The organism is Mesorhizobium sp. WSM1497 (genome assembly GCF_001672455.2).
GTDB classification, from domain to species: Bacteria; Pseudomonadota; Alphaproteobacteria; order Rhizobiales; family Rhizobiaceae; genus Mesorhizobium; species Mesorhizobium ciceri.
This window is the reverse complement of sequence record NZ_CP021070.1, coordinates 4340333-4358412: the sequence shown is the minus strand read 5'-3', so window position 1 is coordinate 4358412 and position 18080 is coordinate 4340333. Positions and strand designations below refer to the sequence as shown.

General features: G+C 64.1%; 20 protein-coding genes. 9 read left to right on the top strand and 11 right to left on the bottom strand.

The window, feature by feature from the left end:
• Positions 1-5: 5 nt before the first annotated feature.
• From A9K65_RS21390 to A9K65_RS21360, 7 genes are all read right to left on the bottom strand, one after another.
• On the bottom strand, positions 6-215 hold the full coding sequence (locus A9K65_RS21390) for a formate dehydrogenase (protein ID WP_064994280.1): 210 nt from the start codon (positions 213-215) through the stop codon (positions 6-8).
• A 42-nt stretch (positions 216-257) separates the two neighbouring features.
• Positions 258-929 carry a molecular chaperone TorD family protein gene (locus A9K65_RS21385; RefSeq protein ID WP_064994236.1) on the bottom strand — a complete coding sequence of 224 codons (672 nt, stop codon included), beginning with the start codon at positions 927-929 and terminating at the stop codon, positions 258-260.
• 193 nt (positions 930-1122) lie between these two features.
• Positions 1123-1836 carry a DUF3306 domain-containing protein gene (locus A9K65_RS21380; RefSeq protein ID WP_064994237.1) on the bottom strand — a complete coding sequence of 238 codons (714 nt, stop codon included), beginning with the start codon at positions 1834-1836 and terminating at the stop codon, positions 1123-1125.
• Entirely contained in the window at positions 1833-2336 is a 504-nt protein-coding gene (locus A9K65_RS21375) for a DUF3305 domain-containing protein (RefSeq protein ID WP_064994281.1), read from the bottom strand. The genes A9K65_RS21380 and A9K65_RS21375 overlap by 4 nt, the downstream gene beginning before the upstream one ends.
• A gap of 26 nt (positions 2337-2362) precedes the next feature.
• Entirely contained in the window at positions 2363-3379 is a 1017-nt protein-coding gene (locus A9K65_RS21370) for a DUF6352 family protein (RefSeq protein WP_064994238.1), read from the bottom strand.
• A complete protein-coding gene (locus tag A9K65_RS21365) occupies positions 3376-3918 on the bottom strand; it encodes a DUF6505 family protein (protein WP_064994239.1) in 543 nt (180 codons plus the stop codon). Before A9K65_RS21365 ends, A9K65_RS21370 begins: the two co-directional genes overlap by 4 nt.
• Entirely contained in the window at positions 3909-4655 is a 747-nt protein-coding gene (locus A9K65_RS21360; RefSeq protein WP_064994240.1) for a biotin/lipoate--protein ligase family protein, read from the bottom strand. The genes A9K65_RS21365 and A9K65_RS21360 overlap by 10 nt, the downstream gene beginning before the upstream one ends.
• Positions 4656-4765: 110 nt before the next feature.
• Between A9K65_RS21360 and A9K65_RS21355 the strand changes: the two genes are divergently transcribed.
• On the top strand, positions 4766-6802 hold the full coding sequence (locus tag A9K65_RS21355) for a 4Fe-4S binding protein (RefSeq protein ID WP_064994241.1): 2037 nt from the start codon (positions 4766-4768) through the stop codon (positions 6800-6802).
• Between the two features lie 2 nt (positions 6803-6804).
• On the opposite strand, the gene A9K65_RS21350 is transcribed toward A9K65_RS21355, so the two are convergent.
• Positions 6805-8064 (bottom strand): hypothetical protein, encoded by a 1260-nt coding sequence (locus A9K65_RS21350; RefSeq protein WP_245321860.1) that lies wholly within the window; start codon positions 8062-8064, stop codon positions 6805-6807.
• A 128-nt stretch (positions 8065-8192) separates the two neighbouring features.
• On the opposite strand from A9K65_RS21350, the gene A9K65_RS21345 reads away from it, so the two are divergent.
• Entirely contained in the window at positions 8193-8399 is a 207-nt protein-coding gene (locus A9K65_RS21345) for a DUF6494 family protein (protein WP_064994243.1), read from the top strand.
• 26 nt (positions 8400-8425) lie between these two features.
• On the opposite strand, the gene A9K65_RS21340 is transcribed toward A9K65_RS21345, so the two are convergent.
• Positions 8426-9301 carry a helix-turn-helix transcriptional regulator gene (locus A9K65_RS21340; protein WP_064994244.1) on the bottom strand — a complete coding sequence of 292 codons (876 nt, stop codon included), beginning with the start codon at positions 9299-9301 and terminating at the stop codon, positions 8426-8428.
• Positions 9302-9396: 95 nt separating this feature from the next.
• Between A9K65_RS21340 and A9K65_RS21335 the strand changes: the two genes are divergently transcribed.
• The 5 genes from A9K65_RS21335 to A9K65_RS21315 are packed head-to-tail and all read left to right on the top strand — an operon-like array spanning position 9397 to position 14796.
• Positions 9397-10089: an ABC transporter permease gene (locus A9K65_RS21335; protein WP_064994245.1), complete on the top strand. Its 693-nt coding sequence runs from the start codon at positions 9397-9399 to the stop codon at positions 10087-10089.
• A gap of 3 nt (positions 10090-10092) precedes the next feature.
• Positions 10093-10815, top strand: a complete 723-nt coding sequence (locus A9K65_RS21330; protein WP_064994246.1) for an ATP-binding cassette domain-containing protein — start codon at positions 10093-10095, stop codon at positions 10813-10815.
• A gap of 20 nt (positions 10816-10835) precedes the next feature.
• Entirely contained in the window at positions 10836-11663 is an 828-nt protein-coding gene (locus A9K65_RS21325) for an extracellular solute-binding protein (protein WP_064994247.1), read from the top strand.
• A gap of 3 nt (positions 11664-11666) precedes the next feature.
• Positions 11667-12833 (top strand): molybdopterin-binding protein, encoded by a 1167-nt coding sequence (locus A9K65_RS21320; protein ID WP_348629573.1) that lies wholly within the window; start codon positions 11667-11669, stop codon positions 12831-12833.
• A 13-nt stretch (positions 12834-12846) separates the two neighbouring features.
• Positions 12847-14796, top strand: coding sequence for a molybdopterin biosynthesis protein (locus A9K65_RS21315; protein ID WP_064994249.1), 1950 nt, complete (start codon positions 12847-12849; stop codon positions 14794-14796).
• Here the strand turns inward: A9K65_RS21315 and mobA are convergent.
• Positions 14780-15421 carry a molybdenum cofactor guanylyltransferase MobA gene (mobA, locus tag A9K65_RS21310; RefSeq protein WP_064994282.1) on the bottom strand — a complete coding sequence of 214 codons (642 nt, stop codon included), beginning with the start codon at positions 15419-15421 and terminating at the stop codon, positions 14780-14782. The two genes, A9K65_RS21315 and mobA, sit on opposite strands and share 17 nt — an antisense overlap.
• Entirely contained in the window at positions 15411-16304 is an 894-nt protein-coding gene (locus tag A9K65_RS21305; RefSeq protein ID WP_064994250.1) for a formate dehydrogenase accessory sulfurtransferase FdhD, read from the bottom strand. The genes mobA and A9K65_RS21305 overlap by 11 nt, the downstream gene beginning before the upstream one ends.
• Before the next feature lie 141 nt (positions 16305-16445).
• Between A9K65_RS21305 and glp the strand changes: the two genes are divergently transcribed.
• Together glp and A9K65_RS21295 are read left to right on the top strand one after the other, a co-directional pair.
• On the top strand, positions 16446-17702 hold the full coding sequence (gene glp, locus A9K65_RS21300; protein WP_064994251.1) for a gephyrin-like molybdotransferase Glp: 1257 nt from the start codon (positions 16446-16448) through the stop codon (positions 17700-17702).
• 89 nt (positions 17703-17791) lie between these two features.
• Positions 17792-18031 carry a sulfurtransferase TusA family protein gene (locus A9K65_RS21295; protein WP_064994283.1) on the top strand — a complete coding sequence of 80 codons (240 nt, stop codon included), beginning with the start codon at positions 17792-17794 and terminating at the stop codon, positions 18029-18031.
• The last annotated feature ends 49 nt before the right edge of the window (positions 18032-18080 follow it).

Below are 18080 nucleotides of genomic sequence, written 5' to 3'. Positions count from 1 at the left end.
CGGCCTCACTTCTTTTCAGGGTAGCGGTTCACGCGGTAATAGGCCTTGATGTGATCGGTTTCCCGGTAGCGGGCCCGCATCTCGTCTTCACCGGGGTCATAGGCTTGCGCTTCGCTCGGAGCCAGTGCCGCCGCCGCGACGGCGGTGGTGGAGGCGCCGCCGAACGCCCGGAGGAAGCTGCGCCGGCTCAGTCCCGTCGATCGCTCCTCCTGCATTGCAACCTCCATCTGTCAGGGCATCCGGCCCGCTTGCATTTCCTATGCGCTTCGCCGCGTCTCCATGGCAAAGGCTTCAGTTTCGATGTCGATAAAGGTTCGACCGGCCACGCCGACCGATCGGTAGAATTTCGCCGTTTTTGCGCTTTCCAGATCGCCAAAGAAACGTCCGGCCCAGGGCGCGAGGTGCCGTTCGAAGAAAGCCTTCTCTTCGCCGGCCGCCGCCTCGAAATGAATGCTGGCAAAGCCGCTCATGATCTCGCAGAGCGTTCCGAGATGATCCTCCGGGTCGCAGTGGCCGGCGGCTCGCTCGATGCCCAGGCGCATCATGTCCTGGCGCAGGCGGGCGAGTGGCCGTTCGTTGAGAAAGCCGGTGAGATAGTAGGAAGCGTAGGGGAGAAGCTCTCCGCGTCCCACGCCGATGAAAAGTTCGAAATATTCGCGATTGATATCATCCGCGCAGGTGCAGGCCGCTGCCCGGCCCAAGGCAGCGTGAGCGCGACCGAGCGGCGTGTCGCTGCTGTCTTGCAGGCGGGCAAGCCGGGTCAGGAAGCCGCTATCGGGTGGCTTGAGCAATAGCAACGCGAAGAGGGCATATTCGTCGGCGCGGGCTTGATCGATATCGTCAAGATCAGCGCCATCGAAATCGATGATTGAAGCATCCGCTCCATCCGACGATCCATACGCCTGGTCCAGGGGCAAGTCCGGGTTCATCGTGTGACCTTGACCGTGCTTCCGAGATTAGGTCAGCGATTGTAGCCCCACTCCGAACGATTGCAACAGCAGTCTGACGAATTCGTGCGGCTGGTCTAGTAGCAAGTCGATGTTGGTCGTGTGACCTTGATCGTGGGCCCCTGATTGGGTGAGCTATCGTGGCTCTGCGCTACGGGTGCAGCAGGTCCCGGCGTCAGCGCGGGATCGCTCTGCCGTGGCGCGGCCGGGAGAGGACCTCGGTACTTCGCGAGGGCGGAGAGACAGGGCCCGCGTCCGCCGCCCCTATCTCACCTGCTCCGTCAACTGGCGACCTCGCCTCGGTAGGCTCGACGGTCTGGGCTTCTGGCGCATCGGTATCAGCTTCGCCAACTGGCGGCGTATTCTCCGGCCATTGGGCGTGCGCTTCGCCGGGCGCCCGGGCGGGCCAAGGCCGGGGAATTGCGGCTGTTTCCCGCTCATTCGCTTCGATGGGTAAAGCCATCCTTGATAGAAAGCTGACGACTGCTTCCTTCGCGTCCAGCGGGCCGAACCCTGCCATCGAACCCGCCTGGTTGAAGTCCCAGGCGTATTCGGAGGGACCGACATAATCGCGAATTGCCGGATCGAGAGACCACATCCTGCGCGTCGCGGCGCTCCTCAGCGCCGCAGGGACGCCTTTTCTCAAGAAGGCCGTAATGTCGCTTTCAGGCGTCAGGTCCTCGACGCGGGGGAGGGGCTCGGCGGGTCCGTCTGGTTCGTCTTGCGTCGATCCCGCATCCTGAGCCGTGGCTCGGCGGGCAGCGCCGGCATCCACCGCCGCAGCGTCAGGTACCAGCTTCTCGTCGTCCGTTGCTTGAAGTCCGGCCGAGCGCACAGACAGCTTCCGGCGCGACCAGCGGGCGAAGATGTTATCATTGCCGCCGCTCATTCCTTGTCTCCAGTCCCGGAAGGCCAATTGCGCCCCGCATCAAGCTTTGCCCGATCGCGCTTGCGCTTGACGAACGGCCGCTCGACATGGTGGGCTTCGACGAAGGCGGCAAGCTGCTGCTGGATCTCGGACGGCATCGGCACCGCCTCGATGATGTCGGTGCCGGGCTCCGTCAGCGACTCGGCGTCCGAGGGATCGGCGGTTACCAATTGCAGCAGGACCCCGGGAGGCGCATTCGTGTGCCGGAGCGATACCCACAGGCTCGGCTGCTGAGAACGTAAGTTCTCCCGGTACATCGTCGTGTCCGCTCCGAAGAACTCGATGTCCGCCGCTCCCGCATAATAGCGGGTTACTGTTGCGGTTTCATCGAGCGCCGTCCAAGCTGCGGCTACCGGAACGCCGACGAGCACCGCAACGGGCATCCAGGCATGATCGACCCACGGGTTCTGCAGAGTCCGTCGCTCGACGACAACACCGACTTGAGTTGTTTCCCGAACCAATTCGGAATCCTGACTGTCCACAATGCCTAACTTGCGGGTGTGGCGGCTCGAAGCGGCAGGCCGGCGATTAGGTTCTGCGGCTTCATGCGAACCATGCGGTCGGATGTCATCGCCATGATCAACCAGATCGGCCGCGCACCCACTTCCGGCCTAACTTCGTCGAATTCGGAGAAGTCGAGCCGAAACAAAGCTATAATGCGCTTTGCCGCCTCAGGGTCAAGGTCCTTGCCTGTCCACAGCGCATTGCCGATACGCGTCGCCTCCGCGTCCAGACCGACGAACCATGCCCAATCGTCGTCCTGGGTCCGCTCGACCGGCTCAACCCTCACCTCAATGGCCAGCAGATGGCGTATCCAGGCCTCGATCGCGGCGGCAAGGCCGCGCCGCGCCGGACTGTCGACGTCGCCGAGGCCAAGCACCATGTCAAAGGCATCGCTCCTGCCGAAATAGCTGCAGGCATTCTTCTCCTCGAGAATCTGCAGCTCGGTGACGGCAGGCCCTCCGAGCATGTTCAGGAGAGGCGAGGCGTGACGGTTCTGCTCGTGGACTTCAATGGTTTCCGCATCTGCAAGCAGCAGCGCACCTTCATGGAGGGTCACCCGCTGGGCACGGTAAAACAGCTCGGCCGCACGCAGCACGAAGGGATCGTCGTCGCCGTCAAGCGCATTGCGCAGCACCAGCTGCGCAAGCTGGTTCATGAACAGGGGCGGAATGTCGGCAGCCGAGCCGCGCGCGAGTTCGAGATAGCAGGCTTCGAGGGACGGCGCTGCCAAAAGGCGATTGCGAAAGGCAATCATGAACTCCCAGTTTTCCCGAGCATCCGGGTCGTCGATCGCGGCGATCTCCTCGTTCCCGACCGGCCGGCGCGGATCGTGCATCAGCAACTCGTGATGCAGCCGCAACTCCGCCGCGCACGCATCTTCCGGCGGCAGAAGCTCAGGGCGAGCCAAATAAGCTTTGAGGAACGGATCAGTCACCATCAACCGGCCTGCCTTGTCGCGATCGAGCAGATGGTGGCCCGAAGAAATCCAGAAATCTATCATTTGTGCCTACCCGCCAGCACCACGATGTCGACTTCTTCCATCGCACCCTCTTCTCCCTCGACCTCGATGATGCGGAATGCGGCCGCCGGATCAAGGCGGCTCACCTTCCGGTGTAGGGTGCGGAACGATTCACGGATGCCCGCCTCCTCGCCAGCGCGGTGCAGCGCAACAAGGGTGTTCGGCGGATGACTGCACAGGGACTGCGCGAAGGCGATTTCCTCCTGGGCGGCCGCGCGCGCGACCGCCATCCCGGGCGCTCCGCAACGGGCGACAAGCTGCTCGGCCAGTCTTTCGGTCGCAGCCGCGACTTCTTCCGCGGTGGCCTCCGTCACGATGACGAGGGTGGACCAGCCGAAGCTCTCAACACCCATGAAGCCGGCGCGGAAGGCTTGTCGTTCTTTGCCGGAGAGGCTTTCGATATCGGCGGCGAAGAACCGGAAAGTCCCCGTGACGGCCCACTCGCCGGGTTCCGCGGCGTGGGAATAGACGAAGCCATCCGACGGATCTAGGCGGATCGTGCGCAGTAGCTTTAGAGCCATGGCACACCCGTAGCGGGATCGAGCCACGAAGGTGAGCCAAGAGCTTCCACCAAACTCCGCCTTTCGGAGGCTCCCCGGCAAGGCTTCCCCGGAAGCAGCAGATCGCCATTGTCAGCGATCCGAACGTCCTGGCCTCGGTGTGAGGAGCGGTGCAGCCATTGGCTGGCGAGCGATGCGAAGCCGGTTTCGCCCCATTCGTGGAACGCGTTCATCAGGTGACGGGAGAAGCTGGCGATGATCTCACCAGGATCGGCGGCTTCGAAGCCCAATTCGTCAAGCGCGCCGAGTAGCGGCCGCTCGCCAGGTTCGTAAGCGCGCACGGCCGCGATGCGGATCATGGCAGAAAAGACGAGCCAGGCCGGCGTCTCCTCGTCGCGAGCTCCCTCAGGCCAGCCCAGGCGTCCGCCGCCAACGAGAGCGCCGTCGATGCGGATCGCGTCCGGCCAGTCGAAGGTGACCGGCATTTCAGGCGGTGCACGCGCTGCAAGCGCGTCGGCCAGAGCGTTCATTCCGGCATAGATGGCAAGGCGGGCCTGCGCCAACGATTGTTCAGGCTCCAGGACGACCGCGAACTCGGCCAGATCATAGCGCCGTACCCAGACCAGCGTCCCTGCACCCTGCTCGCCGGCAATGGCGCGGGCGTGCTCGAAGGCATCGCCGGCTTCTCTCAAGACAGTGAGGCTGTAGAGCGGGGGCAGATCGAGGGCGCGGTCGGTGACCGAAGCACGCTGGGACATGATGCCGATCCATTTTTGATGACGGCGGCCTAATTCTCCAATAATGTATATACTGTCTCTACAGTAAAGGCGCTACCGCAGCGGGCGGTGTCGCGTAGCGGGGAGGCGCAATGAGCCTGGAAAAACCGCGCACGGTCTTCATCTGCTCCTGCGAGCGCAGCATGCCTGGTTTTGGCGACAGCGTGCGCCGCGGATGCAAAGACGCTCAGGTGCAATCGGGCGATCAGCTGTGCGGCGCCGAAATCGATCGTATCCGCAACAGATTGAGCGAGGGGGGAGCCATCACCATAGCCTGCACACAGCAGGCGCCGCTTTTCCGCGAAGTCGCTGAGGAAATCGGCTTTGCGGGTGACCTCGATTTCGTGAACATCCGCGAGGCGGCAGGCTGGTCGGCAGAGGCCGCATCCGCCGGGCCGAAGGCGGCGGCACTCGTCGCGATGGTGGCCGAACCGACCTCGCCGCCCGCCCTCGTCACGCTTCGAAGCAATGGCGTGGTGCTGGTTTATGGCCGCGACCAGGCGGCAATGGAGGTCGCCTGCCAGCTTGCCGGGGATCTGGACGTGACCGTCCTGCTGACGCGACCCGAGGAGGTTACACCCAACCGCGTGTGGGATTTCCCCGTCGTGCGGGGCAGGATCCGCAATGCACAAGGCCATCTGGGCGCCTTTGAGCTGATCGTTGATGATTTCGCCTTGCCAGTTCCCTCTTCGCGCGACCGCCTGCGCTTCGGTGCGGCTCGTGACGGCGCAATCTCTAAAGCAGACATCGTGATCGACCTCTCCGGCGGCGTTCCGCTATTTCCGGCTCACGACCTGCGCGCGGGCTACCTCAAAGCGGATTCCGCCGACCGGGCCGCGGTAACGGCCGTGATCGCCAAGGCTGCTGGCCTGGTCGGCGAATTTGACAAGCCGCGCTACATCGATTTTTCCGCCGATCTGTGCGCTCATTCACGCTCCCGCATCATCGGTTGCACGCGTTGCCTGGATCTGTGCCCTACCGGTGCGATTGCCTCGGCCGGCGACCACGTGATCGTCGACGCAGCAATCTGCGCCGGTTGCGGCAATTGCGCGGCCGCCTGTCCGACCGGTGCAGCCGCATATGCCGTTCCGGATGCGCAAACCCTGCTTCGGCGGCTGCGTTCGCTCCTGGTCACATATCGAGAGGCGGGTGGTAGGGATCCGGTCGTTCTGTTCCATGACGGCTATCACGGCGAGCCGCTCATTGACGCGCTCGCGCGGTTCGGCCCAGGCCTGCCTGCGAATGTACTGCCAGTCGCCGTGAACGAGATAACGCAATTGGGAATAGAGGCGTGGATAGCGCCGGTGGCATGGGGCGCGGCGGCGGTGATGGCGCTCGCCTCCGCGAAGCCCAAGCACGAGCTCGCCGGCTTGGCCCGCAACGTCACCATCGCCAATCTGCTCGCGCGATCGCTCGGCTACGGGTCGGAACTCTGCGGCCTGATCGAAACCGACAATCCGGACATGCTGAGGTTGGCGCTCGACCGTGTGCAACCGGGCTCCAGCACGCCGACGCCGGCGACCTTCCTGCCCCTGGGGGACAAGCGCAGCCTGTTGCGAAACAGCATGATCGAACTGCATCGCGCCGCGCCGACGCCAGTCGAGCGCGTAGTGCTCCCAGCGGCAGCGCCGTTCGGCGGGCTCGATATCAATGTCGAGGGCTGCACGCTCTGCCTCTCCTGCGTGTCGGCGTGCCCAACGGGTGCGCTCTCCGACAGCGAGCAACAGCCTGCATTGTACTTTTCCGAAAGCGCCTGCGTCCAATGCGGGCTCTGCGCTGCGACTTGTCCGGAGAAGGTGATCCGTCTCGCCCCGCGGATTGATTTCCCGGCATGGAGCGCGCCACGTCGGGTCGTCAAGGAAGAACAGCCCTACGAGTGTATCCGCTGCGGCAACCCGTTCGGGACCCGCAGTACGATTGAGCGGATCGTCGCCAAGCTGGAAGGCAGGCACTGGATGTTCTCGGGCGAAAACGCGCGGCGGCTGGAACTGGTGCGGATGTGCGACAATTGCCGCGTCGATGCCGCCATGAGCGAAGACCTCGATCCCTATGCCGGTCCTGGCCGGCCGGCCCCGCGAACGACAGAGGATTATCTCCGGGACCGGAACTCGGAAACCAAACGGGTCTAAACTCAGTTGCTGCGGGTCTCGGCCTGTAGGAATCGTATCAGCGCCGCCCGATGCTCGGGGTCGCGAATGGTCTGCTCGGGCATCTTGGTGCCCGGCGTGTATCTGCTCGGGCCAAGCTCGAACAGCTTCGATACCGTTTCGGGCGTCCAGACGATGTCCATCTCCCTGAAAGCGGGCGAGTATCGGTAGCCAGGCACGGATGCGATCCTGCGGCCGAAGATGCCGTGAAGCGTGGGGCCGGCGCGATCGCCCTCGTGGGGATCGAGCGTGTGGCATGCGACGCAGGCGCGGAACACCTCCGCGTCCGGATTGCCGGCATATTCGGCCATCGGATCGGCCGAACCCTCGATCTTGGTTCCGAGCCGTTGCCCGGCCTCGACATTCCATTCTCCCACCACTTGATCCCCGCCGCCGCTCAAAAGCGTCTTTCCGTCAGGCGAGAAGGCGAGAGCCCAAACCGGCACGCCCGCGGAGCCAAATGTGCGAACGGGCTGCAGGCTTTTGACGTCGAGCAGCACAATTTCACCTTTGATCGACGAGGCGGCGATGTATCGTTCATTCGCCGTGACGGCGAGCGCGGTGATCGGACTTGACGAAGCTGCAACTTCGGCCAGGATTGTCCCGCCGCGGTTCAGTTCACTCAGCTTGCCGTCCGCGCCCCCGACGAACACGCGATCGCTCCTTGTCGCCACCAGTGCGCTGAGGGGTGCAGGCATTGCGACCCTGACCGGAGCTCCGCCTTCGGCCGGCCAAAGCATGACTGCCGCGTCGTAGCCGGCACTTGCGAGCGTCCCGTCGGAGAGGTATGCAACCGCGTTGACGTTTCCCCTGTGGCCTTCGAGGACGCGCGGCTCCCCGCCGGAAAGCGGCCACACCCGCACACTGCCATCCCAGGAAGCCGAAGCGAGGGTGGAGCCGTCGGGCGACACTGCGAGCGACACGACCGGCGCTGAATGGCCTTGCAGGACGGCGATCGGCGTGCTTCGTCCGGCCTCCCAGACAGCAATGCGCCCGTCCGCCCCCGCGCTGGCGAAGCGGCCTTGCGGCAGGGCTGCGACCGCATCGACCTGCCCATCGTGAAACAGCAGCACCTCCCGTGCTTCGCCGGTCTTGATCGACCAGATGATCGCCTTGGCGTCGAAACCACCGGTGATCGCGGTTTGCCCATCGGCCGTCACGGCAATCGCCCGCACTGGTCCGCCGTGACCGCGGAGATCGGCACCCAGCGCGGCGACCCCGAAGAGGAACGGAGCACTTGCCATCAGACACATTGCGAGCGTCGTCTTCATTGCGCACCAGGCCGTTCCGTGCTCCCTTGGCGCAGCGCCGCCGTTGCGGGCATCAAGCTTGCTGGATCGGCCATATTGTTCAAACCGTTCGAGGCAATCATATGACCCAGAATATGGAAACCGATCCCTTCAACGTCTCCATGCGCAAGTTCCTCAAGCAGGTCGGCGTGACTTCGCAGCAGGCAATCGAGAAAGCCGTGGCGGAGAAGGGCCTGAAAGGACAGGGCCGACTGACCGTGAGGGCCCTCGTCACGTCTGAGCCAGCAGGCCTGCACCATGTCGTGGAGGGCGAGATCGATCTGGGGTGAGCAGCGACCGAGGTCGGGTTCGGCTGCTACTTCGCGAACCGGATCCGCCCGGCCGGCGATGGATCATACCCGGCAAGCTCGGCGGCGCGGCTGGCGAAGGTGTCTTGCTGCAGCAAACGCAGCAACGCCTGGATCGGTTGCTGAAAGTAGGTCCGCTGCCGCATCAGCAGGTCGAAGCTTTCCCAGGCCAGTGACACGAAATCGAGGCCGGCGGCGCAGGCGGCGGCGCGGGTGGCGATTCCGCAATCGGCCCGTCCGGTGCGCACGGCGGCTGCAAGCTCGGGACCGGTAAGGCAGGGGGGCTCCAGTCGGTTGACCTCGCCGTGGCTCGCGCCGGCATCCGTCAGCAACAAAGCGAGCAGCATGTCCGCGCCTGCGCCGCGTTGACGGACCGCAATGCGCGCGCCGGTCGCAAGTACGTCGGTCAACTTGTTGAGCGATTTCGGATTGCCTGGCGCCAGCAGCAGGCCCTGCTCGCGGCGGGCGAATCCGACCAGCACCGCATCGTACAGCCGCGGCCTCGTCGCAATCGCGGCGACATTCGGGTCCGGGTCGTCGCTGTGGAAATGGATCGCGGCGACAGACACCTCGCCGCGAAGCAGGCGTGTCACGCCGGCTTCCGTGCCTTCTGTCAGAAAGGCCAGGCCGGAGCCCGACTGACGCAGGCTCCATTCGAGCAGATCATCCTGGCTGCCACCGACGATCGGCGGCGGGTCGGATTGAATTATTCCTCCGGGCCGGACCAGTCCCGACATGACCCAATGGTCGAGTTCATGTCGGGGAAACAGCCATTTGCCGGCCACCTTGCTGCAGGGGAGGCGCTCCTGCGCAATCAGTTCGTAAAGCTTGCGTTCGCCAATGCGCAGATAGTCGGCGGCTTCAGATGTCGTCAGAAATTCCATCCTGCATTGATATGCATATTTCTGTGCCGGTTCAAGAATTTGACTCTGGCGGAAGAGTTGCAGGACATTGGCGCTGGACAGGATTGCGAGGAGCAATGTCGGAAGGGCTGGGCGCATGGCAACTGATCGCGAGCGGTGACGCCACGCTGTTTGCCATCGTGCGCCTGTCGCTCGCGGTCAGCCTTTCGGCTGTCGCGATTGCCATGGTCGCCGGCCTGCCGCTTGGCGCAATTATCGCGCTCTCGCGCTTTCCAGGTCGTTCGGCGATCGTCGTAGTGCTGAACGGTTTCATGGGCCTGCCGCCGGTGGTGGTCGGGCTGACCGTCTATCTGCTGCTATCGCGATCCGGGCCGCTGGGCGAGTTCGGTCTTTTGTTCACGCCCGCCGCCATGGTCTGCGCGCAGGCGCTGCTAGTGTTGCCCATCATCGCCGCTCTGACCCGCCAGACGGTCGAGGATCTGTGGCGCGAATATCGCGAGGAACTGAACGCGATGGAGGTCGGGCCGGTGGGCCTGGTCGCGACGCTTTTGTGGGACGGCCGCTTCAGCCTCGTCACTGCTCTGCTCGCGGGCTTCGGCAGGGCGGCGGCCGAGGTTGGCACCGTCATGATCGTCGGCGGCAACATCGATGGCTTCACCCGTACCATGACGACGGCAATCGCACTTGAAACTTCAAAGGGAAATCTGCCGCTCGCCATCGGACTCGGCCTGATTCTGATTTTTCTTATCCTGCTGATCAACGCGGCCGCCTGGGGCGTGCGGGTGTGGTCCGAGCAACGGGCGGGCTAGGGGATGCGGGCCGCTCAGAGCGATCTTCCACTTGTCTTCGATGACGTGTCGCTTATCGCTGGCGCGACGACCATACTCCAGCGGGTGAACCTGACGATCGGGCCACATGCGCCGACGGTGATCGTCGGCCCAAACGGGTCGGGCAAGACCTCCCTGTTGCGGCTTTGCATGGGGCTTACTGTACCTTCGGCCGGAACCCTGACTTGGGGCGGTCGGACCCTCTCCCCGAAGACGCGGCGTGCGATCCTGTTCCAGAAGCCTGTGATGCTGCGGCGCTCGGTGGCCGCGAATGTCGCCTACGGCCTGGCTACGGCCGGCTGTCCGCGTCGGCTTCGCGCGGCGCGCACGGAGGAACTGCTCGACCGCGTGGGTCTTCTCGATCTGGCGGCACGTCCGGCACGGCATTTGTCAGGCGGGGAGCAGCAGCGGCTGGCGCTCGCTCGCGCACTGGCGCGCCAGCCCGAGATCCTGCTGCTCGACGAGCCGACAGCCAGCCTCGATCCGGCGGCGACGCGTTTTGTTGAGCAGATCATCATCACGGCTGCCCAATCGGGCACGAAGATCATCATGGCCTCGCACCATCTCGGCCAAGTACGCAGGATCGCTGGAGACGTCGTCTTTCTTGTCCGGGGGCGTGTTTGCGAGCATGCCGTTGCCGGCGATTTTCTGGATCGTCCCGCGACTCGGCAAGCGGCTGCCTTCGTGCGCGGCGAACTCGTGCTTTAATCAACCGGACGGAGATTGAGATGCTGACCCGCCGAATGTTCTGTGCGCTTGTGGTGCTTCTGATGCTCGCGAGCGGCGCGCCTGCCCAGGAGCAGTCGATAGTTGTGGCGTCAACGACCTCGACGCAGGATTCTGGGCTGTTTGACCACATCCTGCCGCTGTTCGAGAAGAAGACCGGCATCGGCGTGAAGGTTGTCGCTCAGGGCACCGGTCAGGCGCTCGACACCGGTCGGCGCGGCGATGCCGATGTGGTCTTTGTCCATGCCAAGGCGCAGGAGGAGAAGTTCATCGAGGAAGGGTTCGGGGTGAAGCGCTTCGACGTGATGTACAACGACTTCGTCCTCGTGGGGCCCAAGAGCGACCCAGCAGGCGTCAGCGGGACCAAGGATATCGCAGCCGCGCTGATCGCCATCAAAGCCAAGAAAGCGGCCTTCGTATCGCGCGGCGACAGGTCTGGCACCCACTCGGCCGAATTGAGTCTGTGGAAAACGGCCGGCATCGACATCGAGGCGGCCAAGGGCACCTGGTACAAGGAGATCGGCCAGGGCATGGGAGCGGCGCTCAACGCCGCGGCCGCCATGAACGCTTATACGCTTTCCGATCGTGGCACCTGGCTGTCATTCAAGAATCGGGGCGAGTTGGGCATTGCCGTCGAGGGTGACAAGCGGCTGTTCAACCAGTATGGCGTCATGCTGGTGAATCCGCGGAAGCATCCAAGTGTCAAAGCGGAGGCCGGCCAGCGCTTCATCAATTGGCTGATCTCTGCGGAGGGGCAGAAGGCGATCAGCGAGTACAAAATCGACGGCCAGCAGCTCTTCTTCCCAAACGCGCAGCACGAGCGTTCCTGAAGCTTGTTGCAAACCGGCTCGGGTCTGCTTCACTATCGGGCCATGACGAGAACACTTTCTCCGACAGGCGCGCTCACCACCCTTGACAAGGCGCTCGCAGGGCTGCTCGACGGTGTGATGCCCGTCGCCACCTGCCTGGTTCCGCTCGATGAGGCTCTTGGGCGCGTGGCTGCCGGGATGCCGGCTGTCGTGCCGGCGCAGCCTGCGCGCGATATCGCTGCCATCGACGGCTGGGCGTGTCGCGCCTTTGATCTCGTGGGAGCGTCGGCCTATTCGCCAGTAGCATTGCCGACCCCGCCCCTCTGGGTGGAAACGGGCGATGCCATGCCTGAAAATCGTGACTGTGTGCTGCAGGCCGGTCTTATCGATTGCGATGGACCGGTGATCCAGGCGGCATCTGAAGCCGCGCCTGGCCAGGGTGTGCGCCGGATGGGCGAGGACATGGCGGCGAACCGCCCGCCAACATTTGAAGGAAAGATAATCGGCGTCGCTGACCTGCTGGTCGCTCGCAAAGTGGGATTGAGCCAACTTGCCGTACGGATTCCGTGCGTGCGCGCGATCGACGTCTCTGCCGAGAGCCACGAGACATTCTCCCTGCGGCTCGTGGTCGAGAGCCTGGGTGCCTCTGGCGCTTCGATTGCCGAAATAGAGGCCGTCGAGCGTGACGCGACAGCGATCGCTGCCGCTCTTGATGGCGAGTCCTGCGATTTGCTGCTCCTGATCGGCGGTACTGGCGATGGCTGCGCCGATGTGACCGCCGAGGCTCTCGCGCGGCGCCGGGTTCTGCTCGCGCATGGCATTGCTCTGCGGCCCGGGGGGACAACGGCGATAGGGCGGCTCGGCAAGACACCGATCGTCGCATTGGCCGGATCGCCGCAACAGGCTTTCGCGGGGTTCCTTGCACTCGTCCAGCCAGTCTTGGACCGCCTGTCGGGCAGATCTGAACGGTCCGGCATTATCTTGCCACTCTCGCGGAAAATTTCATCCGCGGTCGGGCTTTGCGAGATCGTTCTGCTCGCAAAGGAGCGGGATGTGTGGACACCGCTCGCTGTCGGCGACTTTTCGCTGGACGCCATGCGTCTTGCCGACGCCTGGCTTGCAGTTCCTGACGATAGCGAGGGGTATGCCGCCGGCACGCCTGTCGCCGCCGTTCCGCTCCGCAACTTTTGATCGGTGTTCCGCCATGACGCATTCTCCAACATCGGCCCAGCAGAACAGCGGCCAGGAGCAGTTCCTGACCATACTATCGCGCGAAGCTGCACTGGCGCGCTTCGAGGCCGAGCTGTTTCCCCGCCCACTACCGACCGAGAAGCGGACGCTGGCCAACGCGCTGGGGCTGGTTCTTGCCGAGGACGTCGCAGCGCCGGTCGACGTGCCGCCGTTCGACCGCTCAAATGTCGACGGCTTCGCGGTGCGTGCAGCCGACCTCGCCGTCGCCTCTGAACCGCGTCCCGTTCGGCTTGCGCTCAATGCGGAAGCGATTGCCTGCGGCACGGTTCCGCAGTTGCCCGTTCTGACCGGAACCGCCACGTCCATCGCAACCGGCGGACCGCTGCCCCGCGGCGCGGACGCGATCGTCATGGTGGAGCACACCCATCCCGCCGGGTTGAGTGCCATTGAGGTGGCCCGCAGCATCTCGCCCGGCCAGTTTATCTCCAACGCGGGATCGGACATGGCGCGAGGAGAAGTCTTGCTGCGTGCCGGAACCGAAATCGGCTCGCGCGAGATCGGCATGCTCGCTGCCTGCGGAATCGCACAGCTGACAGTGGCTCGCAGGCCACGCGTGGCCGTGCTCTCCACGGGCGATGAACTCGTTCAGCCGGGCGAGCCGCTGCGACCGGCCGGCATCTATGATGCCAACGGCCCGATCATCGCTGCGGCTGTCACTGAAAATGGCGGCGAGGCGCATTTTCTCGGCGCCTTTCCCGACGACGAGGCGAGACTTGAGAAGGCTATGCGCGAGGCGCTCGCCGCCCACGACGTGCTGATCCTGTCGGGCGGCACGTCCAAAGGGGCAGGGGATGTCACGCATCGCATTATCGGCCGACTGGGCAAGCCCGGCATCATCGCACACGGCGTGGCACTGAAGCCCGGAAAGCCACTTTGCCTGGCTGTGTGCGAGGGCAAGCCGGTCATCATCCTGCCGGGATTTCCGACCTCGGCCATGTTCACCTTCCATGACATGGTGGTACCCGCCCTGCGGCGCATGGCGGGGCTGCCGCCGCGCGTCGATACTCAGGTCACCGCAAGCCTTCCGTTGCGGATTCCTTCCGAACTCGGGCGGACCGAATTCGCCATGGTTTCCCTTGTGCAAGGGCAGGGAGGATTGACGGCCTATCCGACCGGCAAGGGCTCGGGAGCGATAACATCCTTTACCCAGGCGGACGGCTTCATCCGCATCGAGGCACTCGCCGATCACGTGCCTGCCGGTGCCGACGTGGCGGTGACGCTGTTCACGCCGCGGGTCCGCGTCCCCGACCTCGTCGTCATCGGCAGTCATTGCGTCGGCCTCGATCTGGTCGTTGGCGAACTTTCGCGCCGCGGGATTTCGGTGCGCTCGCTGCCTGTGGGAAGCCTGGGCGGTCTTGCAGCGGCCAAGCGCGGCGAGTGCGATCTCGCCCCCATCCATCTCTTCGACCCGAAGACGCGGATTTACAACGCGCCTTTCCTCGGTGACGGTCTCGAACTCGTGCCAGGCTGGCGGCGCATGCAAGGTTTGGTATTCCGCCAAGGGGACGAGCGTTTCGAGGGCCTCGGCGCGGAGGAGGCGGTCCGTGCGGCGCTCGCCGACCCCGATTGCATGATGGTCAACCGCAACCAAGGCTCGGGAACGCGCATCCTGATCGACCAGCTCCTCGGCGTGGAGCGCCCGGACGGCTACTGGAATCAGCCGCGCTCGCACAATGCCGTCGCCGCAGCGGTGGCGCAAGAGCGCGCCGACTGGGGTGTCACCATCGCGCCCGTCGCGCGTGCGGCGGGGCTCGGTTTTATCGCGCTGACCGAAGAGCACTACGACTTCGCACTGATCTCTGCGCGAAAGGAACGGCCTTCGGTGCATGCATTCCTCGAGGCTCTCCGGACCGACGAGGTCCTTCTGGGCCTGGAGCGCGCTGGGTTCAGCCGGCCGGGTTAGCAGAAAGCAACGCGGCCAGGCGCTCAGCTTCGGCAAGATCCTCGACCGTGTTGGCGTTGAAGAACGGGTCCACCGGCTCGACGGGCCAGGATACGGTGGCAAGGCGCTGGCGAGCGGTCCACCGGTCAATCTTGCGGAGGCCCTCGTTGGTCAACGCATGCCGCAATTCATCCCGCAGCGCGACTTTCCAGAGCCCGATGACCGGATGCGCCTGGCCGCCGGATGTCGCCACCGCCAAGTCTGCTTTCTCTGTGATGCGCGCCTGCTGGAGGCGTGCAACGAGGTCGCTCGGCAGGAAGGGACAATCGCCGGCAGCGCTGACCACCCATTCTACACCCGGCCTGTTCCCCGCCGTCCAATCGAGTGCGGCGAGTATGCCGGCGAGAGGTCCCGGATAGCTCTCGATCGTGTCGGCGGCAACGGGCAGGCCAAAGCGGGCGAAGCGAGCGGGGTCGCCATTGGCGTTAAGAACGAGCCCGTCGCATTGCGGCGCTAGCCGTTCGATGACATGCTCAAGCATCGTTCGTCCGCCGATCACACGCGTCGGCTTGTCTCCGCCGCCCATGCGCCGACCCAGACCGCCGGCGAGCACCACGCCCAGCGTTACGGTTCCCTCAGTCGTCATGCTCGGCACCCTTGCGGCGGTGGCGCGGCGCTTCCTCACCGACCGAAGCGAGGTCCTGGTCGAAGACGATCCGCTCCTGGCCCGAAAGCACGGTGAAGCGCTTGCCGCGCGCCCGGCCGACCAGCGTCAGCCCCACCTGGCGGGCCAGCGCCACGCCCCAGGCTGTGAAGCCGGAGCGCGAGATCAATATCGGAATGCCCATCCGCACCGTCTTGATCGTCATCTCGGAGGTCAGCCGCCCGGTCGTGTAGATGATCTTGTCTGCCGGATCGACGGTGTGGCGGTACATCCAGCCAGCGATCTTGTCGACGGCGTTATGGCGCCCGACGTCCTCCATATAGCAGATTGGCGTGCCCTCCCTGCAAAGGACGCAGCCATGAATCGCGCCTGCTTCCAGATAGAGCGACGGCGTGGTGTTGATCTTGCGCGTCAGCTCGTAGAGCCAGGAGGTGCGAAGCTCAGCGGGCGGAAGTGTGATGTCCTCGATCGCCTCCAACACGTCGCCGAACGCAGTGCCTTGGGCGCAACCCGAGGTCTGCGTCCGCTTTCTGAGCTTCTGCTCGTAGTCGGTGTTGCGCTCGGTGCGAACGACCACGACCTGCAGGTCTTCGTCATACTCGACATCCGTCACCACGTCGTCAGGCAGAAGCATGTTCTGGTTCAGCAGATAGCCAAGCGCAAGATATTCAGGGTAATCGTTGACCGTCATCATGGTGACGATCTCCTGCGCGTTGAGATAGAGCGTCAGGGCACGTTCTATCGGTACGCGGACCTCCACCGTCGCGCCTGTATGGTCGACGCCCGCGACCAACTCGGTCAGCCGTCGGTCTTGCGGGTCGGGTGTGATGATGGCGTGTTCGGGTTGGCGTCTCATCAAATGCATGGCAGTCTCCTGACGTCGTATTCTGGCTCGCCACTGCTCTGGCCTGATGTATCTTACAGGTGTTCAACCGAAGCTAATTAAAAAAAGCTCGGATTGATGCGATTGCTGCCAAGGCGGCACCCTCGTGCAATTGGAACATAAATGGCGCAAATCTCGGATGACTGCTTCGCTTTCGGCGGACCGATGCGGCCCATCGACGAGACCGCCGCGCTCATCGCCTCGAAACTGAGTGCTGTGCAGGAGGTCGAGGCGGTCTCGCTCGTGCTGGCGGATGGGCGCTTCCTGGCGAGGGAGATGGTCGCACCGCTGCCGCTGCCACCCTTCACAAATTCCGCGGTCGATGGGTATGCCGTGCGAGGGGCCGACCTGCCGCAAACCGTCAAAACGGCGTTCGCCGTTGCCGGGAGGGTTCAGGCCGGCATGGCGCCGGATGAACCTGTGCTGCCCGGCCAAACGGTGCGCATTTTCACTGGCGCTCCAATGCCCAAGGGGGCCGATACAGTGTTCATGCAGGAAGATGTGAGCGTGGACGGATCTGGCCGGGTCATTCTCCCGCCCGGCTTGAAAACGGGTGCCAATGTCCGTCCTATGGGTGAGGATGTCGCACTGGGTGAAGGCGTCCTCCCAGCCGGCCACCGGCTGCGGCCGCAAGATGTCGCGCTGGCCGCCGCATTGGGATTCATCGAACTCCAGGTCAAGCGCAGGATACGTGTCGCAGTGTTCTCGACCGGGGACGAAATCGTTGCGCCTGGAGACCTGCGCGGACCAGCGCAGCTTTTCGACTCGAACCGCTTCATGCTTACGGCAATGCTCGCTCGGCTCTGCTGCGACGTCACCGATCTCGGTATCCTTATGGATGACAGCCGCCTGATTGCCGAAAAGCTGCGCGAAGCGGCATCGAGCCATGACCTGATCCTGACTTCGGGCGGTGTGTCGACGGGCGAGGCCGACTGCGTGAAGGCCGCTGTCGAGAGCGCCGGAACCTTGGTGTTCTGGCGCGTCGCGATCAAGCCGGGCCGGCCCGTCGCCATGGGCGTGATCGATGGAATCCCGCTGATCGGACTTCCTGGCAATCCGGTGGCAAGCTTCGTCACCTTCGCCCATATTGCCCGCCCTGCGATCCTCGCGCTCGTCGGGGCGCGGCAGCAACCGCCGATCCCGATCGCTGTGCGGGCCGGCTTTTCTTACAGCAAGAAGCAGGGACGGCGCGAGTATGTACGAGCAAACGTGCACGCGACCGCGGATGGTTCCTACGAGGCGACGAAGTTCCCCCGAGAAGGCGCCGGACTGCTTTCATCTCTGGTCGCCACGGACGGTCTCGTCGAACTGGGTGAGGAGATAGTCCATGTCGAGCCGGGCCACACGGTCAACTTCCTCGCCTATTCCAGTCTTCTGTGACAGCAGTCCGGCCGCGCCAGAAGCAGGAGCCAAGACCCCAACGCTCCAATTGACGATGCCACGCCCCGTCGGGCATCATGCTGGCCATGATGACCACGACGAAGCTGGATCTGACCGGGCTTAAATGCCCCTTGCCCGCACTGAAGACGCGTAAGGCGCTGAAAGCCTTGAGGCCAGGCGATCGGCTCGAGGTTCACTGCACGGACCCACTGGCGGTCATCGACATACCAAATCTTCTCACTGAAATGGGAGAACGCCTTGAATCGACAGAACGCGACGACGATCGGATCGTGTTCGTGATCGAAAAAGCGCAAGCTGCGACGATCTGAAGGGTTGCACCACATCTCCCGCGGTTCCACGATATGACCTGGCAACGCC